This is a genomic window from Nocardioides guangzhouensis, from assembly GCF_004519545.1.
Lineage (GTDB): Bacteria > Actinomycetota > Actinomycetes > Propionibacteriales > Nocardioidaceae > Nocardioides > Nocardioides guangzhouensis.
The window spans coordinates 15,859-31,731 of the sequence record NZ_SDKM01000028.1; the positions used below are offsets into that span (position 1 = coordinate 15,859).

12 protein-coding genes are annotated in these 15,873 nt (G+C 72.7%); 7 read left to right on the forward strand and 5 right to left on the reverse strand.

What is annotated here, in order from left to right; translation table 11 throughout:
• The first annotated feature begins 5 nt into the window (after positions 1 to 5).
• Together EKO23_RS17520 and EKO23_RS17525 are read left to right on the forward strand one after the other, a co-directional pair.
• Positions 6 to 572: a TetR/AcrR family transcriptional regulator gene (locus tag EKO23_RS17520; protein ID WP_134719422.1), complete on the forward strand. Its 567-nt coding sequence runs from the start codon at positions 6 to 8 to the stop codon at positions 570 to 572.
• The gene (locus tag EKO23_RS17525; protein WP_134719423.1) at positions 569 to 2,116 is read left to right on the forward strand and encodes a glycerol-3-phosphate dehydrogenase/oxidase; all 1,548 of its coding nucleotides are present in this window, start codon (positions 569 to 571) and stop codon (positions 2,114 to 2,116) included. Before EKO23_RS17520 ends, EKO23_RS17525 begins: the two co-directional genes overlap by 4 nt.
• On the opposite strand, the gene EKO23_RS17530 is transcribed toward EKO23_RS17525, so the two are convergent.
• Positions 2,080 to 2,451, reverse strand: coding sequence for a VOC family protein (locus tag EKO23_RS17530; RefSeq protein ID WP_246051164.1), 372 nt, complete (start codon positions 2,449 to 2,451; stop codon positions 2,080 to 2,082). The genes EKO23_RS17525 and EKO23_RS17530 overlap by 37 nt on opposite strands.
• A gap of 162 nt (positions 2,452 to 2,613) precedes the next feature.
• On the opposite strand from EKO23_RS17530, the gene EKO23_RS17535 reads away from it, so the two are divergent.
• The 5 genes from EKO23_RS17535 (at position 2,614) to EKO23_RS17555 (ending at position 10,404) form a co-directional block, all read left to right on the forward strand.
• Positions 2,614 to 3,624 carry a sigma-70 family RNA polymerase sigma factor gene (locus tag EKO23_RS17535; protein ID WP_246051157.1) on the forward strand — a complete coding sequence of 337 codons (1,011 nt, stop codon included), beginning with the start codon at positions 2,614 to 2,616 and terminating at the stop codon, positions 3,622 to 3,624.
• Positions 3,621 to 4,208: a TIGR03086 family metal-binding protein gene (locus EKO23_RS17540; RefSeq protein WP_134719425.1), complete on the forward strand. Its 588-nt coding sequence runs from the start codon at positions 3,621 to 3,623 to the stop codon at positions 4,206 to 4,208. The genes EKO23_RS17535 and EKO23_RS17540 overlap by 4 nt, the downstream gene beginning before the upstream one ends.
• Before the next feature lie 91 nt (positions 4,209 to 4,299).
• Entirely contained in the window at positions 4,300 to 7,080 is a 2,781-nt protein-coding gene (locus EKO23_RS17545) for a LuxR family transcriptional regulator (protein ID WP_134719426.1), read from the forward strand.
• Positions 7,081 to 7,296: 216 nt separating this feature from the next.
• Entirely contained in the window at positions 7,297 to 8,019 is a 723-nt protein-coding gene (locus tag EKO23_RS17550; protein WP_246051159.1) for an ABC transporter ATP-binding protein, read from the forward strand.
• A gap of 9 nt (positions 8,020 to 8,028) precedes the next feature.
• Positions 8,029 to 10,404 carry an ABC transporter permease gene (locus tag EKO23_RS17555; protein WP_134719427.1) on the forward strand — a complete coding sequence of 792 codons (2,376 nt, stop codon included), beginning with the start codon at positions 8,029 to 8,031 and terminating at the stop codon, positions 10,402 to 10,404.
• Between the two features lie 127 nt (positions 10,405 to 10,531).
• On the opposite strand, the gene EKO23_RS17560 is transcribed toward EKO23_RS17555, so the two are convergent.
• From EKO23_RS17560 to EKO23_RS17575, 4 genes are all read right to left on the reverse strand, one after another.
• Positions 10,532 to 11,512, reverse strand: a complete 981-nt coding sequence (locus tag EKO23_RS17560) for a DUF2332 domain-containing protein (protein ID WP_134719428.1) — start codon at positions 11,510 to 11,512, stop codon at positions 10,532 to 10,534.
• 43 nt (positions 11,513 to 11,555) lie between these two features.
• The gene (gene zwf, locus EKO23_RS17565) at positions 11,556 to 12,992 is read right to left on the reverse strand and encodes a glucose-6-phosphate dehydrogenase (RefSeq protein WP_134719429.1); all 1,437 of its coding nucleotides are present in this window, start codon (positions 12,990 to 12,992) and stop codon (positions 11,556 to 11,558) included.
• A gap of 57 nt (positions 12,993 to 13,049) precedes the next feature.
• Positions 13,050 to 14,426: an NAD-dependent succinate-semialdehyde dehydrogenase gene (locus EKO23_RS17570; protein WP_134719430.1), complete on the reverse strand. Its 1,377-nt coding sequence runs from the start codon at positions 14,424 to 14,426 to the stop codon at positions 13,050 to 13,052.
• A 201-nt stretch (positions 14,427 to 14,627) separates the two neighbouring features.
• Positions 14,628 to 15,848: an MFS transporter gene (locus tag EKO23_RS17575; RefSeq protein WP_134719431.1), complete on the reverse strand. Its 1,221-nt coding sequence runs from the start codon at positions 15,846 to 15,848 to the stop codon at positions 14,628 to 14,630.
• Positions 15,849 to 15,873 lie beyond the last annotated feature (25 nt).

The following is a 15,873-nucleotide window of genomic DNA, read 5'->3' on the forward strand; positions in this document are numbered from 1 at the left end:
GACACATGACGTCAGATCGTCACAACGGTTACCTGGACGCCGCCCGCGACTGCATCCTGGACGTGGGCTGGAAGCGCACCACCCTCACCGACGTCGCGCGGCGGGCCGGCGTCTCCCGGATGACGATCTACCGCGCCTGGCCGGACATGCAGACGCTGCTCGCCGACCTGATGACCCGCGAGTGGGCGGGCGTCGCGACCGCGGTCCCGGAGGGCGAGGACGTCGACCCGGACCGGATCGCGACCGGCGTGGTCGCCGCGGTCCGCGCGCTGCGCGCGAACCCGCTGTTCCGGCGGATCCTCGACGTCGATCCCGAGCTGGTCGTTCCCTACCTCCTCGACCGCCGCGGCCGGAGCCAGGACCTGATCCTCGACGCCCTCGCCGCCCGGGTCACGGCCGGCCAGGACCAGGGTCGCCTCCGTGCCGGCGACCCGGTGCTGCTGGCCCGCACCGTCCTCCTCGCCGCCCACGGGTTCGCGCTGTCCGCCCACACCATGGCCGACGGCGGGCTCACCGAGGCCGAGCTCGACGACGAGCTCGGCCGGTTCCTCGCCCGAGGGCTCGCACCATGAGCCCGCCGGTCCCGGACGGAGCCGACGCCCGGGTCGGCAGCGGCCTGGCCGGTCTCCCCGAGCGCACCGACCTCCTCGTGGTCGGGCTCGGCGTCACCGGCGCGGGCGTCGCGCTGGACGGCGCCAGCCGCGGGCTCGACGTGGTCGCGGTCGACGCCCACGACCTCGCGTTCGGCACCTCCCGCTGGTCGTCCAAGCTCGTGCACGGCGGCCTGCGCTACCTCGCGAAGCTGCAGCTCGGCGTGGCCCACGAGAGCGCCGTCGAGCGGGGCATCCTGATGGACGTCACCGCCCCGCACCTCACCCACCCGCTGCCGATGCTGATCCCCCTGATGTCGACGGTGACCCGCGGCCAGGCCGCCATCGCGCGCTCCGGTCTGGTCGCCGGAGACCTGCTCCGTCGCTCCGCGGGCACCTCTCCCGGCACGCTCCCCCACCCCCGCCGGATCAGCCGCACCGAGGTGCTGGCGCTGGCCCCCGGCCTGCGCTCCGCCGGCCTCCGCGGCGGCCTGCTCTCGTGGGACGGACAGCTCGAGGACGACGCGCGACTGGTCACCTGCCTCGCTCGCACGGCGGTGGCGCACGGCGCCGACGTCCGCACCCGGGTGCGCGTGGTGGAGGCCACCGGGACCTCGGCGACGCTGCGCGACACCACCACCGGCGAGACCCGCACCATCGCCGCCCGCGCCGTGGTCAACGCGACCGGCGTCTGGGCGGGCGACCTCGTCGACGTCCCGCTCCGGCCCAGCCGCGGCACCCACCTCGTGCTGCGCGCGTCCACCCTGCCCGGGCTGACCACCGCGGTGATGGTGCCGGTGCCGGGCGCGGCCAACCGCTTCGTGTTCCTGCTCCCCCAGCCCGACGGCACCGTCTACGTGGGGCTCACCGACGAGCCGGTCGACGGGCCGGTGCCGGACGTGCCGCAGCCCACCGACAGCGAGATCGGCTTCCTGCTCGACGTGGTCGCCGCGGCGTTCGACCGGCCGCTGCGCCGCGCCGACGTGGTCGGGGCGTACGCCGGGCTCCGGCCGCTGCTCGACAGCGACGGCGCCACCGCCGACCTGTCCCGGCGTCACGCGGTGCTCACCTCCCCGACGGGGGTGGTGACGGTCGTCGGCGGCAAGCTCACGACGTACCGCCGGATGGCCGAGGACGCCGTCGACGCCACCGGCCTCGCCCCCGGCCGCTGCCGCACCCGCACCCTGCCGCTGCTGGGCGCCGCGTCACGCGCCCAGCTGGCCGCGGTCGAGGCGCCGGGCCGGCTGGTACGCCGCTACGGCACCGAGGCCGGGCTCGTGCTGGCCGACGCCCGGGCGGTCACCGGGCTCGACGACGCGGAGCTGCTGGCGCCGGTCGCGCCCGGGGTCCCCGTCACCCTCGCCGAGCTGGTGTTCGGGGTGACCCACGAGGGCGCGCTGGACGTCGCCGACCTGCTGGACCGGCGTACCCGCATCGGGCTGGTGCCCGCCGACCGGGCGCTGGCCGAGCCGGCCGCCGAGCGGGCGCTTCAGCTGGTCTCCATCCACAGGACCTCCCAGAGGTGACCGTCGGGGTCGCGGAACGACCCGCCGTACATCGGCCCCTCGTCCACGGTCCCGGCCGCCTCCGCCCCCGCGTCCCCGGCGCGGTCGCACAGCCGGTCGACGTCGTCGCGACTGGTCGCGGTGAGGCAGATCAGCGCCTCCGTCCCGGTGTGTCGCTGGGTCTGGTGGAAGCCGTGGAAGAAGTCCTCCTGGAGCAGCATCACGCTGGCCAGGTCGTTGATCACCAGGCACGCGGCCCGGTCGTTGCAGAACTCCTCGTTGAAGTCGAAGCCCAGGTGCGTCCAGAACGCCCGGGCGGCCGCCACGTCCTTGACCGGCAGGTTCGGGAAGATCATGCGGTGCACGGGCGGTCCTCTCGTCGCGGGCGGCTCACCGGATAGGACCGCTCGCCGCGGCACAACTCATCGGCCCGGCGACACGCCTGTCGGGACCACCGATGAGTTCCACCCTTCCCGCTGGTCCGCACCACAGGCAGACTGGCACCCAGGGAGGCAGACGTGACCACGACGGCGAACGAGCAGGTGACCGGCCCGGGCGGCACCCCGGAGGGCGAGGGCGACTTCCAGGAGCTCGCGAACACCTACCGGCGGGAGCTGCTCGCGCACTGCTACCGCATGACCGGGTCGGTCCACGAGGCCGAGGACCTGGTCCAGGAGACCTACCTGCGCGCGTGGCGCGCGTTCCACGGCTTCGAGGGCCGCTCGTCGGTGCGCACCTGGCTCTACCGCATCGCCACCAACGTGTGCCTGACCAACCTCGAGGGACGCAACCGCCGGCCGCTGCCGGCCGGGCTCGGCACCGCCGACTCCCTCGCCGGCGACGCCCTCGAGCAGGACACCGAGGTGCCGTGGCTCGAGCCGGTGCCCGACGCCGCGGTCGTGGTCGCCGAGCGTGACACGATCCGGCTCGCCTTCATCGCCGCGCTCCAGCACCTGCCGGCCCGGCAGCGCGCCGTGCTCATCCTCCGCGACGTGCTCCGCTGGTCGGCCAAGGAGGTCGCCGAGGCGCTCGAGACCACGCCCGCCGCGGTCAACTCCGCGCTGCAGCGCGCGCACGCCCAGATGGAGCAGGTGCACGCGACCGCCGAGACCGTCGAGGAGGACCTCGACGCCCACCAGAAGCAGCTGCTCGACGCGTACGTCGAGGCCTTCTGGCGCAAGGACATCGACGCCATCGTCGGGCTGCTGAAGACCGACGCCGTCTGGGAGATGCCGCCGTACCTCGGGTGGTACCGCGGGGCCGCCAACATCGGCCGCCTCATCGACACCCAGTGCCCCGGCGGTGCCCACGACATGCCGATGCTGGCCACCACCGCGAACGGCCAGCCGGCGTTCGGCCTCTACATGCACAACCCCGCCGGCGGCTACGACCCGTTCCACCTGCAGGTGCTCGACGTCGACGGCGACCGGGTCCGGCACGTGGTGGCGTTCTTCGGGCGCGAGGTGTTCGAGACCTTCGGGCTGCCCGCGCACCTCACCGACGACGACGTCGCGGCGCTGCGGCCATGACCGCCTCCACCGACCCGGTGGAGCTCCTCGAACGCGCGATCGGCTACACCCGCGGCACCCTCTCGGGCGTCCGCGACGAGCTCCTGACCCGGCCCACGCCGTGCTCGCAGTGGAGCCTGGCGGACCTGCTCGCCCACATGGCCGACTCGCTCGACGCACTCACCGAGGCCAGCCGCGGTGTGATCGCGATCGCGCCGGCCCCCGTCGTCTCAGCCGCCGGCGTGGGCGTGCTCCGCGACAAGGCCTGCCACCTGCTCGGCGCCTGGTCGAACCCGCACGCCACCGAGGCCCGGCTCGGACCGGCCCGCATCGAGAGCCGGGTCCTGCTGCACGCGGGCGCCCTCGAGATCGCCGTGCACGGCTGGGACGTGGGCCAGGCGACCGGCACCGGGGAGCCGATCCCGGAGGCGCTGGCGACCGCGCTGCTGTCCGCTGCGCCGCACCTCATCACCCGAGCCGACCGCCCCAGCCGGTTCGGTCCGCCGACGCCGACCACTGGGGGAGCCCCATCCTCCGCATTGCTGCTCTCCTTCACCGGACGTCACACGGGTTGTCCCGCGTCTCAGCCCGGGCTGGGGCCGTGATGGCCCGTCCGGGTCATGGCGGACTACCTCCAACAGGTTAATTCCGGACATTCGACTCGCCCGGGGCATAGCCCGGCTTAGCCTCTTTGACATGGTGGGGACTCCGATAGTTGAACGTGACACGGAGATCGCCACTCTCGGGAGGCTCATGACCCGCGCCAGTGGGGGACGGGGGGGTCTGTGCGCGATCGAAGGACCGGCAGGCATAGGCAAGACGAGGCTGCTAGGTCATGCCCGGCAACGGGCGGCCAGTTCCGGGTGGCGAGTGATCGACACCCGGTGTACACCCATGACTCCGAACATCGGCTACGCACTCCTGCGTGACTGGCTCAGCGTGATCGCGCACCGCGACGGTGCCGCTCCCCTGGACGGTCCCGGACACGTGCTGAGCGAGCTGTCGGACGATGTCCAGCGCGGGGTCGGCGACCTCGTGTACGGCGCCCGCTGGGTGCTCGAGGACCTCGCCCAGGAACAGCCGCTGCTGATCGTGGTGGACGACCTCCAGTGGGCCGACGTCGGCTCGCTCGAGGTGCTCGACCTGCTGATCAGCACCATCCAGCACCTGCCGTGCCTGCTGCTGTACGCCGTACGCACCGGTGAGCCGGTGACCTCGGCGGAGGCGCTGGCCCGGGTCCGGATGAGCGGCACGGTGCTGACACCGTCACCGCTCACCGAGGACGCCGTGCTGTCGCTGCTGCGGCAGGTGGACACGGACGCCTCGGTGGACGACGCGACGAGGGTGCACGGCATGTCGGGGGGCGTGCCGTTCTTCGTGCGGGAGCTGCTGGAGGACGCCGACACCGTGCCCGACCTGGTGGTCGGCTCGATCGCCGGCCGGCTCGCACGGCTCTCCGAGACCGCCACCGACACCGCCCGCGCCGTGTGCGTGCTGGACGGGGCGGCGGCGGTCGGGACGGTCGCGGAGCTCAGCCAGCAGAAGCTCGACGTCGTGGCCGGGGACATCTCGGCCCTGGTCGGTGCGCACCTGCTGAGCCTGGAGAACGGGAGACTCCAGGCTCAGCACCCGCTCATCGCCAGTGCCGTGCTCGAGCACATGACGCCGGCCGAGTCCGCCGAGCTGCACGGTCGCGCCGTACGCATCCTGATCCGGCGCGGTGCGCCGCGGGCCGTGGTCGCCGACCACCTGCTGCACACGCTGCCGGGTGCCGACGACGACCACCGCGAGCGGCTGGCCGAGGCGGGGAAGGCGGCACTCAAGGCAGGGCAGCACGACCTCGCGGTGCGCTACTTCAACCGCGCGATCGCGGAGGGACCGGTCGGGGAGGCGCAGATCCCGCTGTTCTCGGCGGCGGCCACCGCGCACGCCCGGGCCGGCGACATCGACACCGCCCTGGTGGTGTGGGGCATGGCCGCGGACCTGACCGGTGAGCCGAACGACCTGGCGATGCTCAAGGCCGAGGTCGGCGACGCGCTGGTCATGGCCGGTCGGCACCAGGAGGCGGCGGCGGCGTTCGCGTCGTTCCTCGACGCCGAGCAGGTCTCCTGCCCGGCCCGGCAGCGGCTCACCGCGCGCATGGTGCTCGCGGGGATGCTGGACGGTCCGCACGCGAGCGACCTGCGCGAGCAGGTCGACCGGATCCTGGAGCAGCCGGAGGCGGACGACACGTACGACGACCGGCTGGCGCTGGCGTCCGGGTCGGTTCTGCTCAGCTTCGCCGGGAAGGACGCCGACCGGGCCCGTGAGCTCGCCCGGCGGGCCGCGGCGGAGGGTCGGCTGCTCGACGACGAGAACCCGGAGGGCACCGGCCTCTACCTGGCGGCCGGGGCGCTCACCTGGACCTCGGCGTTCGACGAGAGCGAGCGGCTGCTGAGCCAGGCGATCGAGCGGGCGCAGGGTCGCGGTGCGACCTCGTCGTTCGCGAGCGCGTCGTCGCTGCGCGGCTTCTCGCGGGTCTACATGGGCATGGTGACCGAGGCGATCCAGGACTTCGAGGCGGCCCTCGGGCAGCGCTCGCAGGGCTGGAACGCCTACCTGCCCGGGGTGCTCGCAGGACTCGTCGAGTGCCGGATCGCGCGGGGTGAGCTCGACCTCGCCGCCGAGCACCGGACCGAGCTCGAGTCCGTGGCGCACAGTCCCGGCATGACCGGGGCGTACGCCGCGTGGGCGCTGGCCGACCTGGCCGAGGCCAACGGGGAGCACGACCAGGCGGCGACGCTGTACGCCGAGGTCGGGCACCTGGTCGCGGACCGGATGGACAACCCGGCGATCCTGCCGTGGCGGTCCGGGCAGGCGCTCGCGCTGATCCGGCTCGGGCGGGCCCACGAGGCGGTCGGGCTGGCCCGGGAGAACGCGCGGCTGGCGCGGCAGTTCGGGGCGCCGTACTCCGTCGCCCTGGCGTTGCGGACGCTGGCCGCGGTCGACCCGACCGGGGACCGGATGGGCATGCTGCGGGAGGCGCTCGACGTGCTCAAGGGCACCCGTGCGCTGCGGCTCGAGGCACAGATCGCGACCGACCTGGCCGGGATGATGGTGCTGATGACGCCCGGGCAGGGGTCCGACGAGGCGGTCCGGCTGCTGCGGCAGGCGGAGTCGCACGCGAACCACCAGGAGCTGCACCCCCTGGCGGATCGCGTGCACCGGCTGCTGAGCCGGCTCGGCCAGGACGTCCAGCCGGCACAGATGCCCGGGGTCAACAAGCTGACCGTCTCCGAGCGGCGGGTCGCCGACCTGGCCGCCTCGGGGCTGTCCAACCGGGAGATCGCGCAGCAGCTGTTCGTCACGGTGAAGGCCGTGGAGTGGCACCTGTCGAACGTCTACCGCAAGCTCGGGATCCGTTCGCGGACCCGGCTCGCGGAGACGCTCAACGCGCCGCTCAACGGTGGCCCGGCTGGGTCCCTGCTGATCCGCTGACCTGCTTCTATCGGACACCGCCGCTGTAACGCGGTGTTCAGGTCGCTTGGCACGTGTTCGAACGCGTGCTGAGTGACACGAACACCGCGTTACAGCTGGCGTGCGGGTCGGATCGGCAGTGGGCAACGGCCCGGGCGACGTGGGTCGAACGACCCTGTGCGCCGGGCATCGCGGGGACTGATCCTGCGAGTGAGCACGAGCGCGGGAGCATTGTCCATGAGCGAAGCGATGACCAGCCAGGAGCGGGCGGAGCACGTCGTCCGGCCCCCGCTGATCGAGCTCGCCGGCGTCGAGAAGAGCTACCGCACCGGGAAGCTGGAGTACCGCGCGCTCCGCGGCGTCGACCTGTCGATCACCCGCGGGGAGATGGTCGCCGTGGTCGGGCCGTCGGGCAGCGGCAAGTCGACGATCCTCAACATGATCACGGGCATCGACCGCCCCACCGCCGGCACGGTCACCTTCGACGGCACCCGCCTCGACCAGCTCAGCGAGGAGGAGCTGGCCGTGTGGCGCGGAGCGAACGTCGGGATCGTCTTCCAGTTCTTCCAGCTGCTCCCGACCCTGTCCGCGCTCGAGAACGCCGCCCTGCCCCTGGACTTCCTGCGCCGCGGCTCCAAGCACGAGCGCTTCGAGCGGGCACGGCACAACCTCGAGGTGGTCGGGCTCGCGGACAAGGTCGAGAACCTGCCCACCGAGCTCTCGGGCGGCGAGCAGCAACGGGTCGCGATCGCACGCTCGCTCGCGGCCGACCCCGGCCTGATCGTCGGGGACGAGCCCACCGGCAACCTCGACACCGTCACCGCGGCCGAGATGTTCCGGCTCCTCGAACGGCTGAACGACGAGGGCAAGACGATCCTCTTCGTGACCCACGACCGCGAGCTCGCGGCCCGTGCCCGCCGGGTGGTCGAGATCCGCGACGGCCGCGTCGTCGGTGACTGAGGAGTCGTCATGCTGTCGGCGGAGCTGCGCAAGTCCGTCACCGACCTGTCCCGCCGGCCGGCCCGAACCATCTTCACGGTGCTCACGCTCGCGATCGCGGTCGCGAGCATCTCCTTCTTCGCGGTCCCGACCCTGATCGACCGCACGATGCAGGACGAGGTCGCGGCCGGCCGGCTCGCCGACGTCACCGTGGCCATGCGGCCGGTCGAGCTCACCGACGACCAGCTCGCCGGGATCGCCGCGCTGCCGAACGTCGCCGCGGTCGAGGCCCGGTCCGGGGTCGACGCGCGCGTGCTGATCGGTGCGCGCCGCGCCCCCGCGCGCCTGGTCGGGGTGCGGGCCTTCGCCGACCAGGGCGTCGACGTGGTGCGCGTCGAGCAGGGATCCTTCCCCGGACCGGACGAGCTCCTGGCCGACGTGCAGGATGCCAACGTCGGCGTGTACGACGGGTCCACCGGCGACACCGTGACCCTGGTCGGCGCCGCCGGCGAGCGGGCCGACTTCACGCTCAGCGGCCGCGGGCGCACCCTGCCCGGCGGCGAGCAGGTGCAGGACGAGAACGTCGTGGTGCTCTACGCACCGGCGAGCACGGTGGCACGACTGAGCGGCGAGCCCGGGTACGGCGAGCTGGCACTGCGGCTCGACGACCCCAGCCCCCCGGCCGCCCGCCGTACCGTCGAGCAGGTGCGCCGCGAGCTGGCGACGGTGCCCGGGTTCGACGGGTTCACGAACCTGCCGAGCATCCGCGCCGCCGGCGACTGGCCGGGGAAGGCCGACACCGAGCAGTTCGCGAAGCTGCTGGGCGTGATCACGGTCCTGGCCCTGATCTCCGCAGCCGTCCTGATCTCGAACACCCTGAGCACGCTGGTGGCCGAGCAGACGCGAGAGATCGGGGTCATGCGCGCGGTCGGTGCCCGCCGCCGGCAGGTGGCGCTCGTGTACGCGCGGACCACGCTGCTGCTCGGCGCACTCGGCTCGCTGCTCGGAACCCTGCTCGGGATCGCGCTCTCGAGCCTGCTCGCGCGCTACTTCGGGTCGACGTACTGGGCGGTCGAGGTCGGGTTCGGCGTCGACCTCCGGGTGGTGCTGGCCAGCGTCCTGGTAGGGCTGGTGGCGCCGCCGCTCGCCGCGCTCCCCGCGATCCGCCGGGCGTTGCGGGTCGACCTCCGCGAGGCGCTCGAGGCGACCGGCTCGACGACCGGCGGGCAGGACGCCGTCGACCGGGCGCTGCGGCGAGCCGGCTTCCTGCCGCGCGTCATGCAGATCGGGCTGCGGAACGTCGGCCGGCGCAAGCGGCGGAGCCTGGCCACGGCCGCCATCGTCGCCCTCGCCGTCGGCAACCTGCTCGCGGTGCTGGCGCTGGCGCAGGCCGCGACCGACAGCACCAAGGCGTCGTGGGGCTCCCACCTCGAGGACGTGCAGATCTCCACGAGCGGGCGGGCGCCGTTCGACGAGCGCGCCCGCCGGACCATCGTCACGACGCCGGGCGTCGCCGAGGCCCAGCCGGTCCTGAAGAACACGGTGGAGCTGGCCGGCCGGGAGGCGTTCGTGTGGGGCGTCGAGCCCGACCCGCTGTTCCGGTACCGCCTCGCCGCCGGCCGGTGGTTCACCGCGGACGAGAACCGGGACGGCGAACCCGTTGCGGTGATCGAGCGCAACATCGCGCAGAACGCCGGCATCGACGTGGGCGACACGGTCACCCTCGCCACCACATCCGGCGGCGCCCGGTTCCGGATCGTCGGCATGGCCACCAACCAGCAGGAGGACGGCACCGCGCTGTACGTCCCGCTGCGCACCACGCGCGCGCTGCTCGACCGGCCCACCGGCGCCAGCGCCTACTGGGTCCGCACCGACTCGCAGGACCCGGCCGCCGTGGACCGGGCCACCTCGCTCCTCGAGGACCGCCTGGCCGCGGCCGGCTACGAGATCACCAGCGAGATCAGGTACGTCAGGGAGCGCGACGAGGTGGCGGCCAACAGCTCGCTGACCACGACCATCGCGGTGCTCGGCTTCCTGATCGTCGCGATGAGCATGGTCGGGCTCGCCAACGCGATCACCACGAACGTCCTCGAGCGGACCCGTGAGATCGGCATCCTGCGCAGCATCGGCGCCCGGGCCCGGGACATCCGCCGCATCTTCACCACGGAGGGCGTGACGCTCGCCGTGGTCGGCTGGCTGATCGGGATCCCGCTCGGCTACCTGCTCACGCGCCTGATCGTGCGGCTCGTGTGGGAGATCGTCGACGTACGCCTGCCCGTCGTCTTCCCTCCGGGCAACATCCTCGTCGCCCTGGTCGGGACCACGGTGCTCGCGCTGCTCGTCCTCTTCCTGCCGGTACGCCGGGCGGTCCGGTTCCGCCCCGGTGACGCGCTCCGCTACGCCTGACCCCCCGTTTCTTTCTATCGGACACCGCCGCTGTAACGCGGTGTTCATGTCGCTTGGCACGCGTTCGACCACGTGCTGAGTGACAAGAACACCGCGTTACAGCTCTGTTCGCGGTCCGAACGCCGGGTCAGAGCCAGCGCATGGCCCGGCCGTGCCCGTGGGCGTGCGCGACGGCGCGACCGTCGAGACCGAGCACGAACCACGGTCCGGGGTCGGTGGCCGGGCCGGTGGCGGCGACCTCGGGCAGCACCCGCGGGCCCTCGTTGCTGATCCAGTGGCACCGGCCGTCGGCGACCAGCCCCGTCATCAGGTCGTGGAAGCGGGCGCGGCCGGCCTGGTCGAGGTAGGCGATCACCGCGGAGTGGAAGACCACCGGCGTCAGCCCGTCGGGCACCTCGTCGAGCAGTCCCGGCAGGGCGTCGAGCAGGTCGCCGCGGACGAGGTACGGCGGCTCCGTCCGCGCCGCCTCGACGGCGGCACGCAGCCGGGCCCGCCGGTCGTCCTGCTCGGGCCAGACCAGGGTCTCCAGCCAGGCCATCGCGTCGGGGTCGGTGACGTCGAGCGGGTTCAGGTCGATGCCGCCGCGCCAGCCGACCTGGGGATGCCGGTCCGGCAGCGGGGCCGGGCCAGTCACGTCGCAGGCGAGCACCCGGTCGCCGTCCGGGGAGGCGAGCTTCGTGGTGGTCCCGTCCTCGTGGGTCCAGGCGTAGCCCCAACGGTCGGGGTAGAGGCACAGCCCCGCGGAGGCGCCGACCTCGATCAGCGCCAGCGGCTCCCGCAGCCCGGCGAGCACCGGCACCAGCGTGGCCAGCCGGCCGACCTCGTTGGTCTGGGTGGAGCGGGCCATGATCGTCGGGACGAGGGTGTCCCAGTCCTCGAGGACCGCGCGACGCAGTCCGGCGTACGGGCCCGGCGCCGGTACGCCGTGCCAGCGGGCGGCGGCGAAGACCAGGTTGGCCTGCTGCTTGAGGTCGGGGAGCTCCGCGATCCGGGCCTGCACCTCGGGGTCCGTGGCCACCGAGGCGGCCCAGCCCGCGAAGCACGGTGAGTCGGTCGCCTCCACGGCGAAGGCGGCGTACGAGTCCGCGACCGGCTGGAAGATCTCCACGGACGCCAGTATCCCGACCCTCCCGGTCAGGGGACGCAGTGGGTCAGTCGCGCCACTTGCGCTCGAACGGCAGCCGCCACGAGAACGGCGCGATGAGCTGGTGGATCTGGTTCGGCCCCCACGTGCCCGGGTCGTAGGCCCGGACCGGCGGCGGGTGGTCGAGCAGCGGCTGGGAGATCTCCCACAGGCGCTCGAGGCCCTCCGCGCTGTTGAACAGCGTGTGGTTGCCCTTGACCGCGTCGAGGATCAGCCGCTCGTAGGCCTCGAGCCCGGAGCCGGCCCAGTGCGTGTTGCCCATGTCGAACTGCATGGAGAGCTTGTTGAGGCGGAAGCCCGGGCCGGGCCGCTTGCCGTAGAACGACAGCGACATCCGCGACCGGTCCGCGAGGTCGAAGGTCAGGTGGTCGGGGCCGTGCTCGCCGACACCGGACTCCTCCGGGAACATCGACCGCGGCGGCTCCTTGAACGCGATCGAGATGATCCGCTGGCCCTCGGCCATGGCCTTGCCGTGGCGGAGGTAGAACGGCACGTCCGCCCAGCGCCAGTTGTCGATGTAGCACTTCAGCGCGATGAACGTCTCGGTCTCGGAGTCGGGGTCGACGCCGGGCTCGGAGGTGTAGCCGGTGTACTGACCGCGGACCACGTGGTGCGGGTCGATCGGCAGCATCGACCGGAAGACCTTGCGCTTCTCCTCGGTGATCGACTCCGGGTCGAGCGCGACGGGCGGCTCCATCGCCGTGAACGCCAGCACCTGGAAGAGGTGGGTGACGATCATGTCACGGTAGGCGCCGGTGTTCTCGTAGAACGCCGCCCGCCCCTCGAGCGAGAGCTTCTCGGGGATGTCGATCTGCACGTGGTCGATGAAGTTGCGGTGCCAGATCGGCTCGAACAGCCCGTTGGCGAACCGGAACGCGAGGATGTTGAGCGCCGCCTCCTTGCCGAGGAAGTGGTCGATCCGGAAGATCTGCCGCTCGTCGAAGACCTCGTGCAGGCTGGCGTTCAGCGCCTTCGCGGACTCGAGGTCGGTGCCGAACGGCTTCTCCATGATGATCCGGCTGTTCTCGACCAGGCCGGCGTCCTGGATGGTCTTGACGACCGCGAGCGCGGACTTCGGCGGCACCGAGAGGTAGTGCAGCCGGGTGTGCTGGTCGTCGCAGCCCGACTCCGCCTCCTCGATGGCCGCGCGGAGGTTGTCCGCCCCGTTCGGCGCCCAGAACAGGTGCTTGGCGAACTCCGGGAACTCCTCCTTGTCCTGGGCGTCCTCGCTGAACTCCGCGATGCCGGCGCGGGCGAGGTCGATGAAGGACTCACGGGTGTGGTCGTCCAGCGAGGTGCCGACGACCTGCACGTGCGGGAGCAGCCCGGAGCGCCACAGGTGCAGCAGCCCCGGGAGCAGCTTCCGCCGTGACAGGTCGCCGGTCGCGCCGAACAGGATGACCGTGGTCGGAGGACCGGGAGTGCCCTGGGCGGGTTCAGCCATGGGTCCAGACTGCCACGGACGTGTTTCGCGTGGGGAACGTCTTTCCGGCCGGGTCGCTCAGTCCGCGGCGAGCCCGACGTACACCGTGTCGAGGTACTCCTCGATGCCCTCGAAGCCGCCCTCGCGACCGAAGCCGCTGAACTTCACGCCGCCGAAGGGGGCCGCGGGGTTCGAGACCAGGCCGGTGTTGACGCCGACCATGCCGAACTCGAGGTGCTCGACGACCTTGAGGGTGCGGTCGAGCGACGCCGTGAAGACGTACGACGCGAGGCCGTACTCGGTGTCGTTGGCCATCGCGATCGCCTCGTCGTCGGTCTCGAACGTCGACACCGGTGCGACCGGCCCGAAGATCTCCTCGCGGGCGATCCGGGCGTCGGAGGGTACGTCGGCGAGCACCGTCGGCGCGTAGAAGTTGCCGTCGGGGTCGCCACCGCCGGTGACCACGCGGGCGCCCTTCTCGACCGCCTCGCGGACCAGCTCGGCCACGTCGTTCACGGCCTTCTCGTCGATCAGCGGCCCGACGTCGACGCCGTCGTCCTGGCCGCGGCCGACCCGCAACGCACCCATCCGCTCGCCGAGCCGGCGGGTGAACTCCTCGGCCACCGCGGTGTGCACGAGGAAACGGTTGGCCGAGGTGCAGGCCTCGCCCATGTTGCGCATCTTGGCGATCATCGCGCCGTCGACCGCCTTGTCGAGGTCGGCGTCCTCGAACACGATGAACGGCGCGTTGCCGCCGAGCTCCATCGAGACCCGCTGGAGGTTGTCGGCCGCCTGCGCGACCAGCACCTTGCCGACCGCGGTGGAGCCGGTGAAGGAGACCTTGCGCAGCCGGGCGTCGGCCATCAGCGCCTTGGAGACACCCCCGGAGTCGGAGGTCGTGACCAGCTGCAGCACGCCGTCGGGGAGCCCCGCCTCGGCGAACACCTCGAGCAGCTTGACCATCGTCAGCGGTGTGTTGGCAGCCGGCTTCACGATGGCCGTGCAGCCGGCGGCCAGTGCCGGCCCGATCTTGCGGGTGCCCATCGCCAGCGGGAAGTTCCACGGCGTGACGAACAGGCACGGCCCGACCGGCTTGCGGATGGTGAGCAGCCGGGAGCCGCCCGCGGGCGCCTTGAGCCAGCTGCCGTCGATGCGCACGGCCTCCTCGCTGAACCAGCGGAGGAACTCGGCGCCGTACACCACCTCCCCCGCGGCCTCGGCCAGCGGCTTGCCCATCTCCAGGCTGATCGTGCGCGCGAAGTCGTCCTTGCGCTCGATGATCAGCTCGAAGGCGCGGCGCAGGATCTCCCCGCGCTGCCGGGGTGGGGTGGCGGCCCAGTCCGCCTGCATCTTCACTGCCGTGTCGAGCGCGGCGAGGGCATCCTCGACCCCGAGGTCGGGCACCTGGTCGATCACCGTTCCGTCAACCGGGTCCAGCACGTCGATAGTCGTCATGCGGTCAGCCTAGGACCGCCCCGAAGCTCCCCACCACGGTGACCCGGCACATCTTGTGCCGGGTCACCGCCCCGAACCCCGGCCGAGCCGGCACATCCTGCGCCGGGTCACCGCCCCGAACCCCGGCCGAGCCGGCACATCCTGCGCCGGGTCGGCGTCCACATCGGACGGTGAGTCGGCCCATCTTGTGCCGGGTCGGCGTCAGGCGGCGCTGCGCTCGGCGGCCGGGTGCGGGCCCGGCTCTGGAGCCGGCACGAGGGGTACGGCGGCGTGGCGCCGGGCGGACGCGACCAGACCGGCCAGCGCCACCGCGAGTCCGAGCGCGGCGGTCACCAGGAAGCCGGCCTCCCAGCCGCCGCGGTCGATCGCGACCCCGGCGACCGGGGCGCCGAGGGCCGAGCCCATGGTCAGCGCCGAGCCGTGCCAGCCCATGACCTCGCCCCGGGCCCGCGCTGGGACCACTCGCGACAGGTGGTCGATGGTGGCGGTGATGGTCGGCGCGCAGAACAGGCCCGCGACGAACAGCAGGGCGGTCAGCCAGAACCGGTTGGGAGCCAGCGCGACCGGGAGCGTCGCCGCGGCCAGCAGCGCCAGCAACCAGAAGACGGGCACCGGCCGGTGCATCGCGCCGTACACCAGCGCGCCGACGGCGGACCCGAGCCCCCAGATCGCGAGCACCCAGCCGATCGACTCCGGATGCCCCATCGAGCGCAGGGCCGCGACGATGCCGAGGTCGGTGCCGGTGAGGACCACCGTGCTGGCCGCCGACGCGGCAAGCACGGCCACCACGAGCGGGCTGACCCAGCTGCGCCAACCGACGTGCTCGGTGGCCTGCTCGTCCTCGCGGATCAGCTGTGGGTTGAGCACCCAGACCAGCACGCCGCCCAGCACGGTCAGCATCTCGGCGCCGAACAGCGCCCACCGGGTGTCGAGGTACGTCGCGGCAAGGACGCCGACGACCGGTCCGACCATGAAGGTCAGCTCGGTGGCGAACGAGTCGAGCGACAGCGCCGCGGTCCGGTGCCGGTCCTCGACCGAGGAGATCAGCACCTGGCGGACGATCGAGAACGTCGGGACCACGAACAGGCCGCCGACGAACGCCAGCGGCAGCAGCAGCCAGTAGCCCACCCAGGGGGCGATGCTCCACACGACCGCCAGCACCACCAGCTGCGGCAGCACCGTCCGCCGAAGCCCGCGGACGTCGAGCAGCCGGCCGCGCCAGGGTGCGCTGACCGCGAGGGCGACGGTCGAGCAGGTGGTGAGCAGGCCGGCCGCGGAGTAGCTGTGGCCGAGCGTGGTCACGACGTGCAGGGTCAGGATGATGGCGCCGGCCCACATGGGCGTGCGGATCAGCAGCCCCAGGAGCAGCGCGTTGCGGGCGTCCCGGATGCCGAGGATCCGGCGATATACCGAGAAGCTCATGGTTGAATGGTTCCACCGGGAGCCC